23 protein-coding genes and 1 tRNA gene are annotated in these 22,870 nt (G+C 69.4%); 6 read left to right on the top strand and 18 right to left on the bottom strand.

Annotated elements, in window-relative coordinates; all coding sequences use genetic code 11:
• The first annotated feature begins 28 nt into the window (after positions 1–28).
• Positions 29–697 (top strand): LysE/ArgO family amino acid transporter, encoded by a 669-nt coding sequence (locus V6S02_RS15940; RefSeq protein ID WP_336401612.1) that lies wholly within the window; start codon positions 29–31, stop codon positions 695–697.
• Between the two features lie 82 nt (positions 698–779).
• Here V6S02_RS15940 and rplA read toward each other — a convergent pair whose 3' ends face one another.
• The 11 genes from rplA to V6S02_RS15885 form a co-directional block, all read right to left on the bottom strand.
• Entirely contained in the window at positions 780–1,472 is a 693-nt protein-coding gene (gene rplA, locus V6S02_RS15935; RefSeq protein WP_124293952.1) for a 50S ribosomal protein L1, read from the bottom strand.
• 14 nt (positions 1,473–1,486) lie between these two features.
• Positions 1,487–1,918, bottom strand: coding sequence for a 50S ribosomal protein L11 (gene rplK, locus V6S02_RS15930; protein ID WP_124293953.1), 432 nt, complete (start codon positions 1,916–1,918; stop codon positions 1,487–1,489).
• 84 nt (positions 1,919–2,002) lie between these two features.
• Positions 2,003–3,025 (bottom strand): transcription termination/antitermination protein NusG, encoded by a 1,023-nt coding sequence (gene nusG, locus V6S02_RS15925; RefSeq protein ID WP_336401611.1) that lies wholly within the window; start codon positions 3,023–3,025, stop codon positions 2,003–2,005.
• Between the two features lie 87 nt (positions 3,026–3,112).
• The gene (gene secE / locus V6S02_RS15920) at positions 3,113–3,379 is read right to left on the bottom strand and encodes a preprotein translocase subunit SecE (RefSeq protein WP_124293955.1); all 267 of its coding nucleotides are present in this window, start codon (positions 3,377–3,379) and stop codon (positions 3,113–3,115) included.
• Positions 3,380–3,423: 44 nt separating this feature from the next.
• Positions 3,424–3,496, bottom strand: a tRNA-Trp gene (locus V6S02_RS15915).
• A 142-nt stretch (positions 3,497–3,638) separates the two neighbouring features.
• Positions 3,639–4,076 (bottom strand): pyridoxamine 5'-phosphate oxidase family protein, encoded by a 438-nt coding sequence (locus V6S02_RS15910; RefSeq protein ID WP_336401610.1) that lies wholly within the window; start codon positions 4,074–4,076, stop codon positions 3,639–3,641.
• 57 nt (positions 4,077–4,133) lie between these two features.
• Positions 4,134–4,595 (bottom strand): nuclear transport factor 2 family protein, encoded by a 462-nt coding sequence (locus V6S02_RS15905; RefSeq protein ID WP_336401609.1) that lies wholly within the window; start codon positions 4,593–4,595, stop codon positions 4,134–4,136.
• Positions 4,592–6,130, bottom strand: coding sequence for an aminomethyl-transferring glycine dehydrogenase subunit GcvPB (gene gcvPB, locus V6S02_RS15900; RefSeq protein WP_336401608.1), 1,539 nt, complete (start codon positions 6,128–6,130; stop codon positions 4,592–4,594). Before gcvPB ends, V6S02_RS15905 begins: the two co-directional genes overlap by 4 nt.
• On the bottom strand, positions 6,127–7,527 hold the full coding sequence (gene gcvPA / locus V6S02_RS15895; protein WP_336401607.1) for an aminomethyl-transferring glycine dehydrogenase subunit GcvPA: 1,401 nt from the start codon (positions 7,525–7,527) through the stop codon (positions 6,127–6,129). The genes gcvPB and gcvPA overlap by 4 nt, the downstream gene beginning before the upstream one ends.
• A gap of 45 nt (positions 7,528–7,572) precedes the next feature.
• A complete protein-coding gene (locus tag V6S02_RS15890) occupies positions 7,573–8,787 on the bottom strand; it encodes an ATP-NAD kinase family protein (RefSeq protein WP_336401606.1) in 1,215 nt (404 codons plus the stop codon).
• Positions 8,714–10,087, bottom strand: a complete 1,374-nt coding sequence (locus tag V6S02_RS15885) for an aminotransferase (protein WP_124293960.1) — start codon at positions 10,085–10,087, stop codon at positions 8,714–8,716. The genes V6S02_RS15890 and V6S02_RS15885 overlap by 74 nt, the downstream gene beginning before the upstream one ends.
• 112 nt (positions 10,088–10,199) lie before the next feature.
• On the opposite strand from V6S02_RS15885, the gene V6S02_RS15880 reads away from it, so the two are divergent.
• The 3 genes from V6S02_RS15880 to V6S02_RS15870 all read left to right on the top strand — a co-directional run bounded on the left by V6S02_RS15880 (position 10,200) and on the right by V6S02_RS15870 (position 13,701).
• A complete protein-coding gene (locus V6S02_RS15880) occupies positions 10,200–11,666 on the top strand; it encodes an NAD-dependent succinate-semialdehyde dehydrogenase (protein WP_336401604.1) in 1,467 nt (488 codons plus the stop codon).
• Between the two features lie 90 nt (positions 11,667–11,756).
• Positions 11,757–12,560: an IclR family transcriptional regulator domain-containing protein gene (locus V6S02_RS15875; RefSeq protein ID WP_124293962.1), complete on the top strand. Its 804-nt coding sequence runs from the start codon at positions 11,757–11,759 to the stop codon at positions 12,558–12,560.
• A 58-nt stretch (positions 12,561–12,618) separates the two neighbouring features.
• A complete protein-coding gene (locus V6S02_RS15870; protein ID WP_240638625.1) occupies positions 12,619–13,701 on the top strand; it encodes an NADH:flavin oxidoreductase/NADH oxidase in 1,083 nt (360 codons plus the stop codon).
• 37 nt (positions 13,702–13,738) lie between these two features.
• Here V6S02_RS15870 and V6S02_RS15865 read toward each other — a convergent pair whose 3' ends face one another.
• The 7 genes from V6S02_RS15865 to V6S02_RS15835 are packed head-to-tail and all read right to left on the bottom strand — an operon-like array spanning position 13,739 to position 21,165.
• Complete coding sequence (locus V6S02_RS15865) at positions 13,739–14,062, bottom strand: (2Fe-2S)-binding protein (RefSeq protein ID WP_124293964.1); 324 nt, start codon at positions 14,060–14,062, stop codon at positions 13,739–13,741.
• Entirely contained in the window at positions 14,059–15,003 is a 945-nt protein-coding gene (locus V6S02_RS15860) for a dihydrodipicolinate synthase family protein (protein ID WP_336401603.1), read from the bottom strand. The genes V6S02_RS15865 and V6S02_RS15860 overlap by 4 nt, the downstream gene beginning before the upstream one ends.
• A gap of 25 nt (positions 15,004–15,028) precedes the next feature.
• Complete coding sequence (locus V6S02_RS15855) at positions 15,029–17,722, bottom strand: FAD-dependent oxidoreductase (protein WP_336401602.1); 2,694 nt, start codon at positions 17,720–17,722, stop codon at positions 15,029–15,031.
• A gap of 3 nt (positions 17,723–17,725) precedes the next feature.
• Positions 17,726–18,586 carry a transporter substrate-binding domain-containing protein gene (locus tag V6S02_RS15850; RefSeq protein ID WP_124293967.1) on the bottom strand — a complete coding sequence of 287 codons (861 nt, stop codon included), beginning with the start codon at positions 18,584–18,586 and terminating at the stop codon, positions 17,726–17,728.
• 52 nt (positions 18,587–18,638) lie between these two features.
• Positions 18,639–19,415, bottom strand: a complete 777-nt coding sequence (locus V6S02_RS15845; protein ID WP_124293968.1) for an amino acid ABC transporter permease — start codon at positions 19,413–19,415, stop codon at positions 18,639–18,641.
• A complete protein-coding gene (locus tag V6S02_RS15840) occupies positions 19,415–20,206 on the bottom strand; it encodes an amino acid ABC transporter ATP-binding protein (protein WP_124293969.1) in 792 nt (263 codons plus the stop codon). The genes V6S02_RS15845 and V6S02_RS15840 overlap by 1 nt, the downstream gene beginning before the upstream one ends.
• The gene (locus V6S02_RS15835) at positions 20,203–21,165 is read right to left on the bottom strand and encodes a VOC family protein (RefSeq protein ID WP_124293970.1); all 963 of its coding nucleotides are present in this window, start codon (positions 21,163–21,165) and stop codon (positions 20,203–20,205) included. The genes V6S02_RS15840 and V6S02_RS15835 overlap by 4 nt, the downstream gene beginning before the upstream one ends.
• A 136-nt stretch (positions 21,166–21,301) precedes the next feature.
• Here V6S02_RS15835 and V6S02_RS15830 point away from each other — a divergent pair, with 136 nt between their 5' ends.
• Both V6S02_RS15830 and V6S02_RS15825 read left to right on the top strand, forming a co-directional pair.
• Positions 21,302–22,099 carry an SDR family NAD(P)-dependent oxidoreductase gene (locus V6S02_RS15830; protein ID WP_336401600.1) on the top strand — a complete coding sequence of 266 codons (798 nt, stop codon included), beginning with the start codon at positions 21,302–21,304 and terminating at the stop codon, positions 22,097–22,099.
• 7 nt (positions 22,100–22,106) lie between these two features.
• Positions 22,107–22,865 (top strand): SDR family NAD(P)-dependent oxidoreductase, encoded by a 759-nt coding sequence (locus V6S02_RS15825; protein ID WP_336401599.1) that lies wholly within the window; start codon positions 22,107–22,109, stop codon positions 22,863–22,865.
• Positions 22,866–22,870: the final 5 nt, after the last annotated feature.

Here is a 22,870-nt window from a genome sequence, read left to right as displayed (position 1 = left end):
TGTTCTGACCCGGTCGTAACGTGCAAGGGTGACTCTCCCCCTTCTCGCCGGACTCGGCCTGGGCTTCTCCCTCATCATCGCCATCGGTGCCCAGAATCTCTTCGTCCTCCGCCAGGGACTTCGGCGTGAGCACGTGATCGTCGTCGCGGCGCTCTGCGCCGTGTCGGACGCCGTCCTCATCGGCATCGGCGTGTCGGGGATCGGTCTGCTGCTTCAGGCTGTGCCGTGGTTGGTGACCGCCGTCCGATGGACGGGAGCGGCCTTCCTCATCGGCTACGGTGTGATCGCCGCCCACCGCGCCTGGCGCCCGAGCGGGCAGGCGCTCACGGTGCGGGACCAGGACGCGTCGGCGGGGGATGCCACGGGCGGGGGCGCGGGCGCCGTGGGCGTGGCGACCACCACACGGACACGGCTTCTCCCCGTCATCCTCACGACGCTCGCCCTGACGTGGCTGAACCCCCATGTCTACCTCGACACCGTCTTCCTGCTGGGCTCAGTCGCCAACACCCACGGCGACGCCCGCTGGCTCTTCGCCTTCGGGGCCATGTCCGCCAGCGTCATCTGGTTCTTCGGCCTCGCCATCGGGGCTCGCTATCTCGGACGGTGGCTCTCGACACCGACCTCGTGGCGGATCCTCGACGGCGGCGTCGCGGTCGTCATGATCGCGCTCGGGGTGTCACTGGTCCTGCCTCACTGAGCCGAGGCCGTGCCGAGGCCGCAGCCCGGGGAACGACGAAGGGGCCCCGCCTGACGGCGGAGCCCCTTGTGCGCGACGGCGATCAGGCCAGCGAGTTGACGTCCAGCGGGATGCCGGGGCCGAACGTGGTCGACACGGCACCCTTCTGGATGTATCGGCCCTTCGAGCTCGACGGCTTCAGACGGATGATCTCCTCGAGGGCGACCTTGAGGTTCTCGTCCAGCTGCTCGGCGCTGAAAGACGCCTTGCCGACGACGAAGTGCACATTGGCGTGCTTGTCGACGCGGAACTCGATCTTTCCGCCCTTGATGTCCTCGACCGCCTTGGCCGGGTTCGGGGTCACCGTTCCGGTCTTGGGGTTGGGCATGAGGCCGCGGGGACCCAGCACCTTGCCGAGGCGCCCGACCTGGCCCATGAGCTCAGGGGTGGCGACGGCGGCGTCGAAGGCGGTGTAGCCGCCCGCGACCTTCTCGATGAGCTCGGCGCCGCCGACCTCGTCCGCACCGGCCGCGATGGCGGCCTCGGCCGCGGGGCCGGTGGCGAAGACGATGACGCGGGCGGTCTTACCGGTGCCGTGAGGCAGGATGACGGTGCCGCGCACCATCTGGTCTGCCTTGCGGGGGTCGACCGAGAGCTTCAGCGCGACCTCGACGGTCGAGTCGAACTTCGCAGAGCCCGTCTCCTTGGCGAGGGCGACGGCCTCGGTCGGCGAGTAGAACGTGTCGGCCGCGATCTTCGCGGCGGCGGCCTGATAGGCCTTGGACTTCTGTGCCATGGTTATTCTCCCCCTCAGTCCTCGACCGTGATGCCCATGGAACGGGCGGTGCCGGCGATGATCAGCGAGGCGGCCTCGATGTCGTTCGCGTTCAGGTCGGGCATCTTCGTCTCGGCGATCTGGCGCACCTGGTCCTTGGTGAGCTTGCCCACCTTGGCCGTGTGCGGCGTCTGCGAACCCTTCTGCACGCCCGCAGCCTTCTTGATCAGCTCGGCGGCCGGCGGGGTCTTCAGGACGAAGGTGAAGCTGCGGTCCTCGTAGACGGTGATCTCGACGGGGATGACGTTGCCGCGCTGCGACTCGGTCGCGGCGTTGTACGCCTTGCAGAACTCCATGATGTTCACACCGTGCTGACCGAGCGCGGGGCCGATCGGCGGTGCCGGGTTGGCGGCGCCGGCGTTGATCTGGAGCTTGATCAGGCCGGTCACCTTCTTCTTCGGTGCCATTGTCGTTTCCTTTCTTCGAACCGGATGCCGCGGCATCCGCTTCTCCCGCGGTTCCGGCCGTTCCGGAGCGCGGTGCCTATGGGGTCAGAGCTTCGTGACCTGGTCGAACGACAGCTCGACGGGGGTCTCGCGCTCGAACAGCGAGACGAGGACCGTGAGCTTGCCGCTCTCGGGCTTGATCTCGCTGATGGTGCCGGGAAGGCCCGCGAACGAACCCTCCTTGATCGTGATGGTCTCGCCGACCTCGAAGTCGACCTCGGCGGGGATGCTGCGCGCGGTCGTGGGAGAACCCTTGGCCGTGCCCTTGGCGGGGGCCACCTCCTTGACCTCGACGAGGCTCTTCAGCATGGTGAAGGCCTCCTCGAAACGGAGGGGAGTGGGGTTGTGCGCGTTGCCGACGAACCCGGTGACACCGGGCGTGTGACGCACGACCGACCAGGTGTCCTCGTTCAGGTCCATGCGCACCAGCACGTAGCCCGGGATACGGACGCGGGTGACCATCTTGCGCTGGCCGTTCTTGATCTCCACGACGTCTTCCATCGGGACCTCGACCTGGTAGATCTCGTCCTCGACCTCGAGCGTGGACTTGCGCTGCTCGATGTTCGCCTTCACCTTGCGCTCGAACCCGGCGTAGGAGTGGATGACGTACCACTTGCCCGGCAGCGATCGCAGCTCGGCGCGGAAGGCCTCGAACGGGTCGAGCTCCTCGTCGTCGGCGGCGTCTTCACGGTCGTCCTCGCCGTTGACGTCGGGCCCGTCGTAGGGGGTGACCTCGTCGGCGGCCTCGGCCTCGAGCTCCGCGATCTCCTCGGCCACGGAGTCGGTGAGGACCTCCGCCGCGGCCTCGGCCTCGGCGGTCTCGTCGATGTTCAGGGCATCGTTCACGATGGCGTCTGCCTCCGGATCCTGGATCTCGATGTCGTCGAGCTCTTCGGTGTCGTCCTCGACGTCGTCCTCGTCGTCGACGATGTGGATGGCGCTGTGCTCGGCGGGGGTGTTCGCGCGCTCCTCGTACTCGAGGATGTTGCCCTCCTGGGCCTCGTCCTCCTCGGAGGACTGCTCCGCCGCGGGCGCCCAGTCGGCGTCGTCGACATATCTTTCAGACACTTGTGTTCTCTTCCTCTGTCGTGGCCGGGGGTCCGGCTCGACGCGTCGCGCGCCGCCACCGGACGAACCCGTGGGCGCGTTGTCGGCTCAGGCGCCCGGGATCCCGAAGACGTACTGCGCGATCCAGACGAACAGCACGTCGAGTCCGTACACGATCGCCATCATCACCAGAACGAAACCGAGCACCACGGCGGTGAACTTCACCAGTTCCTGCCGCGTCGGCGTGACGACCTTGCGGAGCTCGGCGAAGACCTGTCGGATGAACAGGACGATGCGCGCGAAGAAGTTGGGCTTCTTCTCTCGGGGCGCGTCGCTGCGTGCGACCACCTCGTTCTTCGGCTCGTCCTGGAGCATGCCACCCACCTGATTGTTTCCTCGTGCCAGCAGACGCTGACGCGCAGGGCGGACAGGAATCGAACCTGCAACCTGCGGTTTTGGAGACCGCTGCTCTGCCAATTGAGCTACCGCCCTAAGGGTCTGCGACCCCGGGATGCCTGCAGACTTCTGCCCCTGCCTGGAAGGAAGGAGGTCCCGACCGGCGGGCACGGCGAAAGAATGCAGACTTCAACTGCATCTCCCAGTCTACGCCATGCCCGAGGACCCCGCGAATCACTCAGTCCGACGCGACGCCGTATCGGTCCGGTTCGGGGCCGCGCAGGAAGGCGCGGCCGGAGATGGCGTGCGGCACGATCCGCACGTACACGTACTTCAGCGTGGGGATCCAGGGGGTGAGCCCCAGACCATCCGCGCGTTCCACCTCGGCGGAGGTGTCCAGGCGCTGGGCGCGTCCGCGCACGACCACACTCCAGGCGTCGTCTGCGGTGACGTCGTCGACTTCGAAGAGGACCTCGTCGTTGACGGTGAGTTCGAACAGCTTGCTGCCCTCGGCCGTGCGGAACAGGACCGTCCGGTCATCCTCGACGAAGTTGACCGGGAAGATGTCCAGCACGTCGCCGACACGGGTGACCAGGCGCCCCAGCTGGTGGCCGCGCACCCGCTCCCAGCACTGGTCGTCGTCGAGGGCGGTCACGGCGTCGTGGTGGTCGGACATGTTCCCATCATGGCGCGCGGCCGTGCACGACGACACCTTTCTCGCCCGCGCGGGCGGTCACGCCGAGACGGGCGGTCCCGGGATCACCTGGTGGACGTAGCGGGCCTCGGTGATCACCTCGCGCCGCGTGAACAGCCACCGGTCCCCGATGCGGGCGTACTCGTCCTCGTACCGGATCAGGAAGGCGTGCGTGAGGTCGAACGGGAAGCGCCCGTGCTGATGGGTGTCGCGATACAGGTGGTGCGCGATGCAGTAGACCGTGCCCGTGGCCCGGTCGCCGTCGCGCGCGATGACCTGCGTCGTCACGGCGTGAAGTGTCCGCTCGTAGCGCGCCAGCTGGTCGCCGGGGATGGTGAGGACGTCGTCTCGTCCGCGGACGGTGTCGCCGCTTGCGAAGGCGATGTCGTCGGCGAAGAGCGCCGCCCACGCGTCGGCGTCGCCGCGGTCGAGCGCGACGGCGTAGCGGTGGGACAGATCCCGGATCTCCCGCTCGTCCTCATCCTCCTCGGCGGATGTCACGAGCCGACCGTCTGGCGCGCGGCGGTCTTGCGCCGATAGGCGGCCCAGGTGACCGCCCACGTGTCGGGGTCGTCGAGACCGGAACCGTCGATCTGGGCGACGACCTGGTTGTGCGGCGCGGTGCGCACGAGCTCCGGGTCACGCCGGCCCTCCTCGAGGACGTGGGCGAGCACGGCGATCCACTCGTCCAGATCCTCCTTGGACCACATCTCCCCCGCCTCGGGGGTGAAGGGCTCGGGGATGAAGGCCGGCTCGTGAGATGTCCAGAACGCGTCGATGCCGAAGTCCGTCATCCGGTTCTGCACGTCATGGCCGGTCACCCCGGTCTCGGCGGTGTACTCCTCCAGCGAGTAGCGCGTCATCTCCAGGCGCGGCAGAGCCTTTCCGGGGAAGGCCATCGTCACCCCCGGGATGGCCATCAGCTGCTTCTCCATGTAGTTGTTCGCCAGCACCGACAGGTCGGCGGCCTCGCGCAGCCCATCGGTGCCCATCGCGCGGGTCCAGGAGTAGGCCTTCACCAGCTGCTGGACGTTGCCGAGGAACTCGCGGACGCGGCCGACGCTGTTCTCGGGCTCGATGAGGTCGTAGGTCTCGCCGTTCTTGACCACGCGGGGTCCCGGGAGGAAGCGGGCGAGCTCCTCGGAGCAGCCGTACGCACCGACCGAGGGGCCGTTGCCGCCCTTGGGCACACCGAAGGTCTTGTGGAGCATGTACATGCAGGCGTCGAACCCGAGGTCGCGGGCGCGCAGCCGCGTCATCACCCCGTTGAAGTTCGCGCTGTCGTAGAACGCCAGCCCGCCGACCTCGTGCACGGCGTCGATGAACTCGGTGATGTGCGGGTTGTAGATCCCTATGTCATCCGGGTTGTTCAGCATCAGTGCGGCCGTGTGAGGTCCGACCACGGCCCGCAGCGCCTCGACGCTGGGGTATCCGTCCTCCTCGATCGGGAGGGTGATGACCTCGAAGCCCGCCGCCTTCGCCGTCGCCGGGTTGCAGGGGTGCGCTTGGGCGGTCGTGATGATCTGCCGCCGCTGGGCGAGCTCGCCCTTCGAGGCGAAGTAGGCCCGGGTGATCACGGTGTGGAGGTACGCCGCGTCGGCGCCGCCTCCGGGCTGGAAGCTGAAGGCCGACATCCCCGAGAGGTTTCGCAGCTCGTCCTCCAGCGAGTGCACGATCCCGAGCAGCCCCTGGTAGGTCGATGGATCCTGCCGCGGGTGCACGGCGGCGACCTCGGGACGGGCTGTGATCTGCTCGTTCACGGTCGGGTTGTGCTTCATCGTGCACGTGCCGAAGAGGCTGATGCCCATCATCCCCATCGTCTGCTGAGACAGGTGGGTGTAGTGACGGCGGACCTCGTACTCGGCCAGCTCGGGCAGGTCGGGGTCGGCCGCGCGGCGCAGGTCCGCCGGGATCAGGTCATCGGCTGCCGGCGCCCAGGACGACGGCGGGACGACGCCGCGGCGCCCGGGGGCGCCCAGCTCGTAGATGACGGGCTCATCCCACGACGCGGCGTGGTAGCGACGGATGGTGCTCATGAGGCGACGACCTCCTCCAGTGCGGTGATCAAGCGACGGACGTCCGATTCGGAGGTGACCTCCGTGACGCAGTACAGAGCGCAGCCCTCGAGGCCCTCACCCGTGCCGGACAGGTCGTGGCCCCCGAGGATTCCGCGGGCGAACAGCGCGGCGTTGATCCGGGCGACCGAGAGGCCGGTGTTCGAGAAGTCGACGATGAATTCCTTGAAGATGCCGTCGGCGTATCTCACCGACACCCCGGGCACCTCGGCGATCAGGGCGGCTGCCCGCCGAGCGTTGCCGACCACCGTGGTGGCCAGCTCCCGCATCCCCTGCGGTCCGAGGAGCGCGAGGTAGATCGCCGCGCGCACGGCCCACAGGTAGACCGAGTTGCCGGTCCAGTCGTTGCCGAGTTCGCGGGCGCCGTAGGAGCTCTGGCCGAACAGCGTCATCCCGAACGCCCGCTCGCCCTCGCGGATCGTCGGGGCGATGCTGACCTGCAGCGTGGGGAATTGCCGGGCGTAGCGCTCCTCGTCGCGGCTGGCGATGAAGCCGCCGACACCACCGCCGGCGTTCAGCGGAATCCCGAGGGGCTGCAGCGAACCCACGACGATGTCGGCCCCGAAGCTCGCCGGCGACGCCATGACCCCGAGCGAGATCGGGTCGACCCCGACGATGGCCTCCGCCCCGACCGCGTGGGCGGCGTCGATGATGCGCGCGATGTCGGCCTCGATGACCCCCCACGAGTTGGGCGTCTCGACGTAGACGGCGGCCACGGCGTCATCCAGCACGTCGGCCAGGGCGGCGAGCGAGACCGTGCCGGTGGCGGGGTCCAGCGCCACCTCGCGGATGCTGAGCGAGCCGTCCAACTCGCGGTAGCCGCAGTAGGTCTCGATCACGAGGCGGCGCTCACGGTCGAGCCCCGCGGGGATGACCACGACCGAGCGCCCGGTGAGGCGGGCCGCCATGCGCAGCGCGTGACCGGCGGCGCACCCCCAGCTGTAGACCGGCAGGCCGACGAACTCGAGGTCGACGAGCGCGCCCACCTGGGAGGTGAACTCGAACCACGCCTGGTTGCGCCCGTGATCGGAGCTCGGCGTGCCCCACACCGACGTCGAGATCTCGGGCCGAGCCGCGATCTCGTCGCACAGTGCCGGGATGTGGTGTTTCCAGTACCCGCCGCCGAGGAACGACACGTGCGAGTCGGTCGAGGCGACACCGCGGAGCCGGTCTTCGAGCATGCGGCGCAGCTCGAACTCCGAGCGGATGCCGGCGGACGGCACGATCGCGTCATCCGAGCGGTGGTCCGCCGGGATCTGCCGGAACAGTTCGTCCGGGTCGCTCACGCCGACCGCCTCGAGGAGGGCGTTCCTGCTCCCCTCCGCCGAGTTGGCCATATAGGGATGGGACGGGCTCATCTGCAGTGCTCCTTCGCGGGCGATGACGGAAAGGGGTGGGGATTCTCAGGCTGCGGCGTCGACGACCCTGAGGACCCGGATGTCGCGGGCCCCGGTGCGCACGCGCCGATAACCGAGGAGGGGATGGGGGGACGAAGAGCCGGCGGCGAGGCCGGGCGAGGGGTCGGCGTCGACGAAGAGGACCGGCGGATGCAGGGCGCCGACCTTGTCCTCGGTCGCGACGATCTCGATGTTGTCGGCGCCGACGGCGGCGACGACGCGGGGGCTGATCTCCTGATTGCCACGTCCGAGGAGGAATCCCTGCCCTCCGACGACGCCGAGCACGAGTCGGGGGTGGCGGGCCTTGCCCACGAGGTCGAACAGGCGCGGTTCGGTGACGTCGTGCTCGAGCACGCCGCCCGGCAGGCGCACGTCCACGCCCCGCAGGGTGGCGGTGAACCCCAGCACCTCCGCCAGCGCGGCCGTGGTGGTCCCGGGGCCGAGGATCCACGTGGTGTCGGGGTGGGCTGCGGCCACGAGCGCCTCGGCGATCCGGCGGCGATCGCCCTCGCCCGTGCCGGGCGGCGCGACGGCCTTCGCCCCCTGCAGCGGGTCGGTGGAAACCGGTGCGATGACGGTGTGCAGCCGGCGCGGGCATCCGGACTCGCCCGGGACGACGTCGAGGATCTCGACCCGGCGGCGCGAGGCCCGCCCGGCGACGAGGTCGCGGAGCAGACGACCGGCGCTCTCGGGCGATCGGGCGAACACCTCCGAGTGCATCTTCACCCCCGCAGGGACGCCGATGACCGGTACCGCATCGCCGAGCACCTCGGCGATGTCGGTCGCGGTGCCGTCACCGCCGGCGAACACCAGGCAGTCCGCCCCCGCCGCCAGAAGCGCGCGGACGGCGGCCTGCGTGTCGGCCGACGACGTGCGGTGCGGCGTCGCGGCGGCCGAGACCACGTCGAACGCGACACCGGCCTCGGCGAGCGCGTCAGCGCCCAGCATGCCGTCGGCGGTGAGGAAGACCGCGGCCTCCCGCTCCGCTTCGGCGCGCCGCAGCATCCGCACGAGCCGGTCGCGGGCACGCCCGGCGCTCACCGCCGCGTCGAACTGCTCGGGCGACAGGTCGTCGGTGCCGTGCATCGCACGCGTGCCGCCGTACCCCGCAACGGGGTTCAGCACCACGCCCACGCGCACGGGAACCTCAGCTGCGGCGGAGGTCGGCGACGGCGCGATCGAGTCCGGTGCGCACACCGGCGACCATGCGCTCGAGCTCATCGGGGGTGGTGACGAACGGCGGCGAGAACGACACCGTGTCGGCAGCCGGGAGGGCGCGGGTGATGACGCCCGCGGCGAGGGAGGCCTTGGTGACCGCGGCGGCGAACGAGCCCTGCGCGGCGAAGGGGCGCAGCGGATCGCGAGACTCCACGAACTCCACCGCCGCCATGAGGCCCCGCCCGCGCACCTCGGCGACGTGGGGGTGATCGGCGAACGCGTCGCGCAGCATCTCGTGCAGCAGCTCGCCGTTGCGCGCCACGGTGGCGATCAGGTCCTCGCGTTCGATGATGTCGAGGTTCGCCATCGCCGCCGCCGCCGCCAGCGGGTGGGCGGAGTAGGTGTAGCCGTGGCCGAAGCTGCCGTACTTCGTCGATCCGTCCAGCAGCACCTTCCAGACCTTCTCGCTGACGAGGATGGCCGACAGGGGAACGTAGGCGGAGGTGATGCCCTTGGCGAGCGTCATCAGGTCGGGCTTCATCCCGACCGACTGGCTGCCGAAAGGAACCCCCAGGCGTCCGAAGCCGTTGACGACCTCGTCGGCGATGAGGAGCACGTCGTGCCGGTCCAGCACCTCCTGGATCTTCGGGAAGTAGGTGTCGGGGGGAACGATCACCCCACCGGCGGCCATGACCGGCTCGGCGATCATCGCGGCGACCGTCTCGGGGCCCTCCTCGATGATGAAGCGGTCGAGTTCAGCCGCGAGCGCGGTGGCGAATTCGTCGTCGGTCTGCCCGGGTGCCCGCTCCCAGAGGCGGTGAGGCGGGCGGACGTGACGGATCATCGGCAGGGGCAGGTCGAACCCGTCATGGAGGTTCTGCAGGCCCGTCAGTCCGCCGGACAGCACCGTCACGCCGTGGTACCCGCGACGGCGGGCGATGATCTTCTTCTTCTCGGGACGGCCGAGGACGTTGTTGTAGTACCAGACGAGCTTGGCCTGGGTGTCATTGGCGTCCGAGCCCGAGTTGCCGTAGAAGACCGTGCTCATCGGCACCGGGGCCATCCGGATGAGGCGCTCGGACAGGCGCGCGGGGAGGTCGGTGCCCATCGACGAGAAGGCGTGGAAGTAGGGCAGCTTCAACGCCTGGGCGCGCAGCGCCTCGGCCATGTCGGGGTGGGAGTAGCCCACGTTGACGCACCACAGCCCCGCCATGGCGTCGAGATATCGATTGCCGGCACGATCGATGATCGTCGCGCCGTGACCCTCGACCACGGTCATGTGAGGGCCGTTCTGCGCGTGGGCAGCAAGGTTGGTCATCGGGTGGAACAGGTAGTTCCGGTCCAACTCCTCGACGTTCGTCATGGGCTTCATCCGTTCGCATTACGCACTTATGGTCGCTTCTCGCACACTACCTCTATGCTGGGTGAGGATCAAACACCACCTTCTGTTCGGTCCGGAAAGGACGAGGGCGCCCATGTCCACACCAGCGACGCTGATCGCCGACGATCTGCTACGTACCCAGCTTCACATCGCCGGCGGGTGGCGGGACGGTTCCGCCGGAGAGTCCTCCCCGGTCATCGATCCGGCCACCGGCGAGACCGTCGCCGAGGTGGCCGTCGCGACCCCCGATGACATGGTGGCGGCGATCGACGCGGCGCAGGAGGCCTTCGCCGGCTGGTCGCGCACGCCGGCTCCGCAGCGCTCGCGCATTCTGCGCCGCTGGTACGAGCTCATCGTCGAGCGCGCGGACGACCTCGCACAGCTGCTGACCGCCGAGCAGGGCAAGCCACTGGCCGAAGCGCGCGGCGAGATCCTCTACGGCGCCGGCTTCATCGAGTGGTTCGCCGAGGAGGCCAAGCGTCTCTACGGCGAGGTCATCCCGACCAACAACCCCGACCGCCGCATGATGACCATCCGCAGCGCCGTCGGCGTGACCGCGGCGATCACACCGTGGAACTTCCCGTGCGCGATGATCCTGCGCAAGGCCGCGCCCGCCCTCGCGGCCGGCTGCTCGATGATCATCAAGCCCGCCGAAGAGACGCCGCTGTCGGCCCTCGCCCTGGCCGCCCTCGCCCAGGAGGCGGGGATCCCCGCCGGCGTGCTGAGCGTCGTCACCGGGTCCGGCCCCCGCCTGGGCGAGGTGCTGACCCGTGACGAGCGCGTGCGCACCATCAGCTTCACCGGCTCCACCGAGGTCGGGCGGATCCTCATGGCCCAGTCGGCGGGCACCCTCAAGCGCCTGGCTCTCGAGCTCGGCGGGAACGCCCCCCTCATCGTCTTCGACGACGCCGACCTCGACAACGCCGTCAAGGGCGCGATGGACTCGAAGTTCCGCAACGCCGGGCAGACCTGTGTGTGCGCCAACCGCATCTTCGTCCAGGACGGCATCCACGACGCGTTCGTCGAGGCGCTCGGCCGCGAGATGGCGAAGCTTCGGGTCGGCGACGGCCGCGAGCCCGGGACGACCCAGGGGCCCCTCATCTCCCCCGCCGCCGTCGACAAGGTCCGCCGCCACATCGACGACGCCCGAGACAAGGGCGCCCGCGTGGTGCAGGGCGGCGATCTCACCGAGCGAGGACGCACGTTCTTCACCCCCACCCTCATCGTCGACGCGAGCCCCGACATGCTGCTCGCGCGCGAGGAGACCTTCGGACCGCTCGCCCCCGTCATCCGCTTCTCCACCGAGGAGGAGGCCATCCGGATGGCCAACGACACCGAGTTCGGCCTCGCCGGCTATTTCTTCAGCCGCGACATCGGACGCATCACGCGGGTGTCCGAAGCCCTCGAGGTCGGAGTGGTCGGTGTCAACACGGGCCTCATCTCCTATGAGGGCGCGCCCTTCGGCGGGGTGAAGCAGTCGGGCATCGGCCGCGAGGGCTCGCGGCACGGGATCGAGGAGTACACCGACCTGAAATACATCTGCATCGAGGGCGTCGCGTGACCCGGATGCCGCGGGGCGGCCGGTCCGCGGCGGAGGCGGATTGATATGGTGATCCCACTTTCCGCCGACGTCACAGAGGAACGTAGCGCGATGACCGACACCGAGACCGACCGCAAGTCGGGCGAGTTCATCCAGTCCCTGGATCGCGGGCTCGCCGTCATCCGCGCCTTCTCCAACGAACGCGACCTGCTGTCCCTGGCCGACGTCGCCAAGATCACCCACCTCAGCCGCGCATCGGTGCGTCGGGCGCTGTTGACCCTCGAGACCCTGGGGTACGTCGGCAGCCGTCAGAACCGGTTCTACCTGCGCCCTCGGGTGCTCGACCTCGGCTACGCGTTCCTGTCGTCCTCGAGCCGGATCGACATCATCCAGGACCACCTGCGGCGACTGTCGGCGCAGATCGGCGAGTCGGTGTCGGCGTGCGAGTACGACGACGGCGATGTGGTCTATGTCGCCCGCGCCGCGACCGAGACGATCATGCCCATCCGCCTGGGAATCGGCCGGCGGCTGCCCGCCTTCTGCACCTCGACCGGACGGGTGCTGCTCTCGGAGTTCGATGACGCCGCGCTCGATGAGTACTTCCGCACCTATCCGCGCGAGAAGCTCTCCCCCGCGACGATCGTCGACGAGCAGGAGTTGCGCGAACGCATCGCCGAGGTCCGCCAGCAGGGCTGGGCGCTGAACAACCAGGAGGTCGACCTCGGCGCGCGTTCCGTCGCGGCCCCCGTCATCGGCGCCGACGGTCGTTACGTCAGCGCGGTGAACCTCTCGGTGTCGACCTCTCGGGTCTCGGTCGAGCAGCTCGTCACCGACTACCTCCCGCAGCTGCTCGACGCCACCCGCGCCATGAGCGCGGACCTCGCGCTGCTGGACCGGCGCAAGACCTACGAGTGATCCCCTCGTAGATCGCATCACTTTCTCGCTCTTTCTCGCTCTTTCTCGAAGGACCCCTGTGCCTCGTCTGTCTCCGCGCCTGTTCGACCCCATCACCGTCGGCGGCCTGACCGTTCCCCATCGTCTCTGGGTCGCTCCCATGTGCCAGTACTCCTCGGTCGACGGCATGCCCGGCGAATGGCATCTGGTCCACCTCGGCTCGTTCGCCATCGGGCGCGCCGGCCTCATCATGACCGAGGCCGCGGCGGTCTCGCCCATCGGACGCATCACGCCCGACGACGCGGGCATCTGGAACGACGACCACACCGCCGGATGGCGGCGTGTGGTCGATTTCGTCCACGGCATGGACGGCCTGATCGGCATCCAGCTGTCCCACGCCGGGCGGAAGGCCTCGACCTATCCCCCGACGCGAGGGCGCGGATCGGTGCCGGCGTCCGAGGGCGGGTGGACCACGGTCGGGCCGTCAGCGGTCGCGTGGGGACCGTTCACGCCGCCGGTCGAACTCGACCGCGAGGGGATCGCGCGCATCGTCGCGGAGTTCGGCGATGCCGCTGCGCGATCGGTGGAGGCCGGCTTCGACCTCGTCGAGATCCATGCGGCGCACGGATACCTGCTGGGCCAGTTCCTGTCCCCCACCTCCAACCTCCGCACCGATGAGTACGGCGGCGACGTCGCGGGGCGCTCGCGCATCGTGCGCGAGGTCGTCGAGGCCGTGCGTGCGCGCGTTCCGTCCGAGATGCCCGTGGTGCTGCGCGTGTCGGCGTCGGAGTGGGTGCCGGGCGGGGTCACCGTCGACGACACCATCGCTGCGCTCCACCTGATCGAGGGTGTCGACCTCGTGAGCGTGTCCTCCGGGGGGAACAATCCCGACCAGGCCATCCCCTCCGGGCCCGGTTACCAGCAGCCGCTCTCGCGCGCCGTACGCGCCGCGATCGACGCTCCGGTCGGTGTGGCGGGACTGATCACCACACCCGAGCAGGCCGAGGCGGCGCTCGGGGCGGAAGACACCGACGTCGTCTACGTCGCCCGGCAGTTCCTGCGCGAGCCGACGTTCGCCCTGCGCGCGGCGGCGGCGCTCGGCGGTGAGCTGGCGTGGCCGTGGCAGTACAACCGCGCGAAGTACGTCGAGAGCATCCCCTGAGCCGCGACCCTTCGCGCCTCGCGCCGACCGCGGAGGGTCAGTGGGCGATGTCGGGCTCCGGCTCGCCGGCACCGGCTCCCACCTGGTGCTCGACGGTCATCCCCTCGCGCACCCACGTCATGCAGGTGCGGGTCTGCGGCACTCCGTCGACCACCATCGTGCAGTCGAAGCACACCCCCATGCCGCAGAAGTATCCGCGCGGGGCGCCGCCCTCGGTCAGGCGCAGGGCCAGCGTCTCGGCGGCCATGACGGCGGCGGCGACGCTCTCACCCTCGTAAGCGGTCACCGCGACGCCGTCCACGACGATGTCGACCGGGCGGCCGCGCTCCAGCCCGTGGCCGGGCAGCCGGCGGCCGCTCACGCGGTCACCCGATCCGGTGCGAGCAGCCCCTCCTCCTGGAGGATCGATCGCATCGTGCGAAGGTCGTCGGCGTCGGTGATGGGCAGCCGCGGTCGGCGCACGTGGCCCGCCGGCTGATCCAGCATGTGCATCAGGGCCTTCAGCTGCGCCTGGTACGAGCCGAACTGCCCCGCCCAGCCCCCGGGAAGCCACAGCTTCGGGAACAGACGGTCCGATCGTTCGGCGTGCGCGCGCATTCGATCGACGTCGCCCGCCCAGTGGTCTTCCCAGAACTGCGGATCCGGTCGGCCGTAGAGCGAACCGCCCCCGACGGTGCCGTCGCCGCCCTCGCTGCGGAGCACGTCGACCCCTCGCGCCGACATGTACGGACCGAAGACCCGTACCCGATCGCGCACGCGCCGCGACGTCTCGAAGAACTGATCGGCGTCCGGCGTGGAGTCCTTGATCGCCACGACGGCATCGACGTCGGCCAGGCGGTCGGCCAGCTCCGTGCCGATGTCAATGCCGGTCCCGTGCGGCCAGTTGTAGACCACCACGGGCGCTCGGAGCGACGCGCCGATCTCCTCGTACCAGGCGACGACCTCGTTCGGGAAGAGCTTGATGTACGGCGGCGGCGAGACGAGCACGCCGTCGACGCCGGCATCGATCGCATGACGGCCGAGGGCCTGGACATTGGCGGCGGTGTTCGACGTGCATCCCACCAGAACGCGGAGCCGGCCACGCGCGGCGGCGACCGCGGTCTCGGCAACCTGCCGTCGCTCGTCCTCGCTCTGCGAGAACCACTCGCCGCAGGTGCCGTTCACGACCACACCGTGCATGCCGCGGTCGGCGTACTGATCGATCAGCGCGTGGAGGGTGGGCAGGTCGAGTTCGCCGGTCTCGGTGAAGGGGGTGACGACGGCGGGGTAATAGCCGGCCCAGTCGACATCGTCGCGGTTCATCAGGCAGTGCTCCTCAGGGTTGTTGTCATCGCGTCGGTGCCGAGGCGATGGTGCGGTCCAGCGAGAACCGGGTCGGGAATCGGGAGGCGGTGCGCGCGGGATCGACGATGGACTCGGCGACCTGGCGGGCGTAGATCGGGGAGAAGGTGAAGCCGGTCGAGGCGACACAGGCGTGATAGCCGGGAACCCGCTCGGACTCTCCGACGATCGGCGAGTAGTCGTCGGTGAAGGCGATGACCCCCGACCACGTGCGCACGACACGGACGTCCTCGAGCTGCGGGACGACGTCGAGGGCCACTCGCAGATTGCCTGCGGCGCTGCGCCAGGTGGTCGGATAGCGGCGCGGGTAGCCCGTCGCCGGGCTCGGCCACCCGCCGCCGATGATGAACGATCCGTGATGGGTCTGCTTGAGGGTGAGCCGGCGACCGATGTGCTGGATCATCGAGGGCAGGAGAGGCCTGCGCGCCTCGGTGACGTTGACGTGCAGACCCTCGCGCCTGATGGGGAAGTCCAGTCCCACCATCGCGCCGATCTCGCCCGCCCAGCCGCCTGCGCAGTTGACGATGTGGCGCGCACGGATGACACCGGCACTCGTCGTCACTCGGAAGCGGAACGAGGAGTCGGACTCGTCGACCTCGATGGCGAACACCTCGGTGTCCACGCGGAACCGCGCGCCGTGCTCTCGCGCCCTCCGGGCGTACAGCGGCGCGACGATGAGCGGATTGGCATGACCTTCGAGGTCGCAGTAGGTCGCCCCGAGCACGCGGTCGGAGAAGTACGGGGCACGGGCGCGCAGCGCCGCACCTTCGAGCACCTCGGTGTGGATGCCCGCTTCCTCCTCGAGAAGGTGCTTCTCGTGAAGGAGGGCGAGCTGCTCCGGCGTCTCGGCGACCATCCAGCCGCCGGTCTGATGGAGCCCGACATCGGCGCCGAGCTCCTGGGAGAGAGACGTCCACAGCGCATAGGCCTCGACGCTCGCCCGCGCGTCGCTGAGAAGCCGCGACCGATCGGCCTCGGTGCCCTTCCCGGAGAGCTGATGGATGGCGAGTTGGAAGTGGAAGCTGCCGGCGTTGGTCCCGGATGCTTCGCGGTTGAGCTGGCCGCGATCGAGCAGTTCCACCTCGACACCTTCGCGGGCGAGGTAGTAGGCGACGGCCGCACCGGCGATGCCGCCGCCGATGACGAGGACGTCGGTGTCGGTCAGCGGGTCGCGTGGCCGGCTCGCGAGGTCGCCCGGGGCGAGGTCGGTGCGCTCGGGTTCGACGGGATCGTCTTCCCCCGCCTGGAACAGGCCCGGATCGGCCACGTCGGCATCGGCGATCGCGCCGATCGGCACGGGCCGCGCAGGCATTCGCGGGGTGGCCGGCATCACCGTCGCCGGGGCCACGCCCTTCTCCCCCGCAATCAGGGCGGCGATGTGCCGGCCGCACATCCGGCCCTGGCACGGACCCATGCCCGCACGGGTGAGCGCCTTGACGGCGCTGACGTCGGGTGCTTCGGCGACCGCGGCACGGATCTCGCCTTCGCGGACGCCCTCGCAACGGCAGACGACGGTGTCGTCCTCGGCGAGGTCGAAGATCCCCTCGCCCACGTGGTACATCCGGGTGGTCGCGCGGGTGAGCGCCCGGCGCCGGCTGATCCGGCGACGCAGGCCCTCGATCGCCGGGCTGTCGACGGATGTGCCGATGTCCTGCGTCACGGCGAGCGCCGCGAGGCGCCCCTCGTCGGCGGCCACGGCGGATCCTTCGACGCCCGCGCCGTCACCGGCGACATAGATGCCGGCGACATCGGTGCGGCCGAGGGCGTCGCGGTGCACGACGGGGCCGCCGAGATCCTCGTTGATGTCGAAACGGCAGCCGACGAGCCGCAAGAGCTCGGCACTGGGGGTGAACCCGTAGCCGATGCAGAGGATGTCGGCCTCGATGCTCTCCTCGGTACCGGGAAGCACGCGCCACCGCTCGTCCACGCGCGCGTGGACGACGCGTTCGACGCGCCCTTCACCCTCGGCGCGCACGACGATGCGCCGATACTTCAGTGGGATCCCGCGACGCAGCAGGGTCGCCTGGTACCGCGCGGCGTCGCCGAGCAGGCCGACGTTGCCCGGGGCGGCGGCGGCGATCCGGGCGAGGTCGGTGACGGATGGTGCGGGCCCGGCCTCGAGCGCGGTGACGATGTTGGCGCCGTATCCGGCCAGCTGCGCGGGGAAGGCGAGGGCGACCGGACCGGAGCCTGCGAACACCACCCGGTCTCCCGGGACGAAGGACTGCGTCTTGGCCAGGGTCTGCAGACCGCCGGCGGTGATGACACCGGGGAGATCCCAGCCGGGGAAGACGACCGGACGGTCGTGCGCTCCCGTCGCGAGGATGACCGCTCGCGCACGGAGCGGAACGACGGCGCCGTCTTCGGGGTGGACCATGGCCGTCCACCCCGTCTCGGACGGCTCGAGATCCACCACGCTGGAGCGAAGCCGCACCGTCGCCCCCGAGGCCTCGACCTCGTCGATGAGACTCCGACCCTGGCGGTACTGCTTCCCCATCTCGCGGGCGTTCACCACCTGCATCCCGGGACCCGGCTGCTTGTACACCTGCCCACCGAGGGTCGGACGCTCGTCGATGAGCACCGCATCCAGTCCGCGCGTCGCCGCGGTCGCGGCGGCGGCCATGCCGGCCGGACCGCCCCCGATGATCAGGACGTCGTGCACGTGCTCATCGACGGTCATCGATCAGCAGCCTCCGGGCATCTCGGGCATGGTCGGGGCCATCCACTTCGTGTACAGCTCCTCGAGAGTGCCGTCCTCCTGAGCCTGGCACAGGAATGCATCGAGCTGGTCGACCAGAGCGCCGTTGTCCTTCTGCACGCCCCACGCGCCGTAGTAGAGGCTGAGGGGCTCGTCCAGGTCGAGCGCGGTGAGCTGGTCGGGGTTGGACCGATCGAACTCGGCGAGGATGTAGTCCTCCACGACCACCGCGTCCGCGCGGCCGGTGGCGACTTCGAGAAGCGCCGCGTTCTGGTCGGGGAAGCCGGCAACGGTCGCATTGGGGAAGGTGTCGCGCACGAGCTGCTCGCCGGTCGAGCCCTGGAGCGCGGTGATGACGACACCTTCCTGGTTGTAGTCCTCGAGCGTCGACCCGAGCTCCTCGCCGGGCTGAACGCCCAGGATGGTGGCGTAGGGGACATAGCCGCGGCTGAAGTCGATGACCTCTTTGCGCTCGTCGGTGGCGCCGAGGCCCACCGACACCATGTCGAACTGCCGGGACTGCAGACCCGGGATCAGACCGTTGAAGTCGAGGTTCTGGATGTCCAGTTCCACACCGAGCTCGTCGGCGAGCGCGTTGAGGAGATCGACGTCGTAGCCCGAGGGGGTATCGCCCTCGAGGAACATCTGCGGCTTGTACTGGAGGTTCATTCCGACCACCAGGGTTCCCGGGGTCATGAGGCCGATGTCGTCCGCCGGAGCCTCACCGCCGGAATCCGCGTCGGCGCCCGCGTTGCCTCCGCCGCAGGCGGAGAGCACCAGTGCTGCCGCCGCCAGAGCGGTGATGACGGGAAGGCGCAGCGCCTTCCGGCTGAATCGTGTGTTCACAACGGTTTCCAATCGTTCGGATGGGTGGGAGTGCTCGAAGGGTCGAGAGGGATCATTTGGGGGTGGCGATGACCCCGGTGCCGGGCGTGACGGCCTTCACCCGTGCCGCCAGCGCCTCGATACGTCGCCGCTGGCGGGCTCGCAGGGCACGGCCGAGGACCCCGAGGGGCGGGCGGACGTACGTGCTCTCGATGAGGCGGAACACCAGATCGATGGCGAAAGCGGCGAGGACGTAGATCACGGCAGCGGCGGTGTACAGCACGAACGGCTGGAAACTCGTCGCGACGAGGTTCTGGGTCACCCGCACGACCTCGAGCAACCCGATGACGGTGAAGGTCGAGGTGTCCTTGACCATGCCGATGAACATGCTGCCGATGTTCGGCAGGGCGATCTTCACCGCCTGCGGGAGCGTGACGGAGAAGAAGATCTGGATCGACCGCATTCCCAGCGCCCAACCGGCCTCGGTGTGGCCGCTCGGCACCGCCTGGAGAGCGGAACGGAAGATCTCGGCGAAGAAGGCGCTGTAGAGCAGCGAGAGGGCGATCACTCCGGCCTCGAAGACCGAGAATCGCACTCCGAGCAGCAGGGCCAGTCCGAAGTACACCCAGATCACGCTCACGAGCGCCGGTACGCCGCGGAAGATGTTGATGTAGGCCAGGGCGATCCAGGAGAACGGCTTCGGCGCGGAGCGGAGCACCGCGAGCAGGAGACCGAAGACGAGCGAGATGGCCAGGCCCACGATCGCCACGGCGAATGCGGTCCACAGGCCGGCGAGGAGCGCCTCGCGGTTCTCCCAGATGAGGCTCCAGTCGTAGTCGGTGATCGACATCACATCACCGCCCGAAGGAACTCGCGGGCGCGCTCGCTGCGGCAGTTGTCGTAGAACCCGCGCGGTCCGGTCTCCACGATCCGCCCATCCTCCATGAAGACGTTGAGATCCCCGATCTCGCGGGCGAATCCGAGCTCGTGGGTGACGACGACCATCGTCATCCCGGTCTCGGCGACTTCTCTCATCGTCTTCAGCACCTCACCCACCAGTTCCGGGTCGAGGGCCGACGTGGGTTCGTCGAACAGCATGACCTCCGGGTCCAGGGCGAGCGCGCGAGCGATGGCGACGCGCTGCTGCTGTCCGCCGCTGAGCTCAGCCGGGTAGTTCGCCGCGCGGTCGATCAGGCCCACCCGGCGCAGCGTCACGGCCGCCTTCTCGCGCGCCGCCGACCGACTCATCCCCCGCACCTTCCGCAGTGGCAGGGCCACGTTGTCGAGGGCGCACAGGTGAGGGAACAGATTGAACTGCTGGAAGACCATTCCCACCCGGCGGCGCAGCGCCAAGCGGCCGCCGCGCGGTGCCCGGTCACCGGCGAGCCCAGGGCCGAACTCGACCCCGTCGACCTTGAGAGAACCCGAATCGGGGTCGGCGAGCAGGTTGATGCTGCGCAGGACCGTCGACTTGCCCGACCCGGACGGGCCGAACAGCACGACGTGCTGACCCCGCTCGATCGTGAGGTCGATGTCGAACAGCACCTGCGTCTTGCCGAAGGATTTGTTGATCTTCTGGAGTTGGATGATCGGGACAGCGTGCGACGTGACCTCGTCCACCGTGGCTGTGCGCGTGCTCACGCCCGCACCTCCGTGACCGACACGTAGAGGTCGTCGGGGTCGCGGAAGTAGGCGTAGCGCCACGAGCGACGGTCATCGAGGGCGATCTCCGCGGGTTCGCCGACGAGCTCGACGCCGATCGATCCGAGATGGTCGACGGCGAGGTCGAGGTTGCGCGCACCGATCGCGAATTCGAAGGTGCCGAGGTGCCCCCACTCGCCCCGCATGTCCGGACCGGCGGGGGTCTGCTCGACGGGCTCGAGCGAGCCGCCGTGCGGGCTCATCAGCATCATCATCCGCTGGCTGGGCGGCTGGCGGCCGACGTCGAGGAACCACTGATTCATCGGCTCGTTGATGCCGGCCATGTCGAAGAGCTTCGCGGTGAAGCCGAGCTTGCGGTAGAACTCCTCGGTCCGATCGGCGCTGCCGACGCCGAAGGCGACGTGATTGACCCCCTGGGGGCCGTCGGGGTAGGGCCAGCCCGCTTCGAGGGATCGCCACTCGATGAACTCGAGTTTGGCCCCGTCGGGGTCTTCGACGTACGACAGGCCGCAGTGGGTGTCGTAGGGCTCGAGGACCTGGTCGTTCGGCTCCATCAGGACGCGGTGCCCCGCGGCCACGAGCTTGTCGTGGAACTCCTCGTAGGACTGCACGTGGATGCAGACCTCGCAGATGCCCGGCTCGCCATACGCGAATCCATCCGGAAGCGGGGGCTGGGGGCGGTCGAGGATCTGGACCAGCTTGATCCCCGACCGACCCAGCACGGTCGGCTGGCTCGAGCGCAGATAGACCACGCGCGCGCGTGTGCTCGCGTGCCCGGTGAGAGGAGACATCCCGGGGAGTTCGCCGGTGTAGTCGAAGGCCACGTCGATGAAGCCGAGCTGGGCGTAGAAGGCCAGCGACGCCGCCATGTCGGAGACTCCGACCCCGATGTGGTCGACCCCCAGCAGCGTTCCGAATCGGAAATCTGTCCCGTGCATCTCTTCTTCCCCGGACTGTCGTTGTGGAGTGATGTTTGCACAACGAACACTTGTCCGCAATACGCACAGAACTGTTCGGATTGCGATACTTCGTTCGCATAACGTACGTTACTGACAACGAAACAAAGGCAGACAGGTGGCACAGGACGATCTCTCCTCCGGCGCATCGCCCGCAGCGGCGATGGCGCCGACCTTGCTTTCCGGCCGCCGATTCCTCGTGACGGGCGGAGCGCGTGGCCTGGGCGCCGCCGTGGTCGAGGCGTTGGCGGCGGCAGGCGCCACCGGTGCGGTGGTCGATCTGCTCCCCCCTGAACCCGGCGTCGCCTCCACATGGCCCTCGGCGCAGGCCGACCTGACCGACGAGCGCGGGGCGCGCGAGGCGATCCGGGCCCTCGCCGAGGAAAGCGGACCCTTCGACGGTCTCGTCGCCGCCGCGGGGATCGTTCCGTCCTGGCACGCTCCCGACCAGGTGGATCTGGAGGACTTCGACCGCGTGATGGCCGTCAACGTCACAGGCGTCGTCACCACGATCGCCGCGGTCTCGCCCGCCATGCCGCCGGGATCGACGATCGTCGCGATCGGATCCCTCAACTCCTGGCGCGGTGATCCCCACCTGCTGTCCTATGTCGCCAGCAAGCACGCGGTGCTGGGCGTCGTGCGGTCGGCGGCGATGGCGCTCGGCCCGCGCGGCATCCGCGTGAATGCGATCGCGCCCGGTCCCGTCGCCACCGCTGCCCTCCTCTCCCGCGTCGACGGCCGTACCGCAACCACGGGCCTCTCCCGCACCGAGGCGTTGGCCAAGGCGGCGGAACTCACCGCGCTCGGCCGGCTGGCAGAGGAGCAGGATGTCGCGGATGCGGCCGTGTTCCTCTCTTCCCCGCTCTCGCGGGCCATCACGGGGCACCTCCTCCCCGTCGACGGCGGGATGCTCTGAGAACGCCATGACGACGCTTGCGGAACGCACCGCCCTCATCACCGGAGTATCCGGGGCTCTCGGAGCCGCCGCCGCCGCAACGTTCGGCCGGGAGGGCGCCCGGGTCATCGGCACCTTCCGCAGCCGACCCGCCGAAGCCGAAGGCGCCCTCGCCGGCATCCCCGAGTCGCGACGCGCTCTGATCCACGCCGATCTCGACACCGCCGAGGCTGCCCGCACCCTCTGGCACCGCGCATGCGAGATGTCGACCATCGACACCGTCGTCGTCAATGCCGCCGCCCTCACGCCCACGCCTCTGGACGGCGCGGACGAGATCTGGGACCCAGGCTGGCAGCTGTCGCTCCAGGTCAACGTCGTGGCCGCGGCCACGCTCATGCGGGAAGCGGCGGCGACGATGTCGGCCCGCGGTTCGGGAACCATCATCGCGATCTCCAGCTGGGCGGCACTGCAGGGCAGCCGCATCCCCGATCTCGGCGCCTACGCCGCCTCGAAGGCGGCCCTGCGCAACTTCGCCCAGACACTCGCTCGCGCCCATGCACGGTCGGGTGTGCGGGTCTACACGATCGCGCCCGGCGTCGTGGGTGCCGGGATGGGCACCGCCGACCTGGATCCCGCGCAGATCGACGCCGTCGCCGACGGCCTGGCGATGGGTGACCACGTCCACCCCTCGGAGGTCGCCGAACTGGCCGCTTTCCTCGCCTCGGATCGATGCCCGAGCCTCACCGGTTCGACGATCGACCTCAACGGAGCCTCGTACATCCGGTGACCGTC

This window comes from Microbacterium sp. CCNWLW134 (assembly GCF_037083565.1).
In the GTDB taxonomy this organism is placed as follows: Bacteria; Actinomycetota; Actinomycetes; order Actinomycetales; family Microbacteriaceae; genus Microbacterium.
This window is presented reverse-complemented; position numbering and strand designations above follow the sequence as displayed.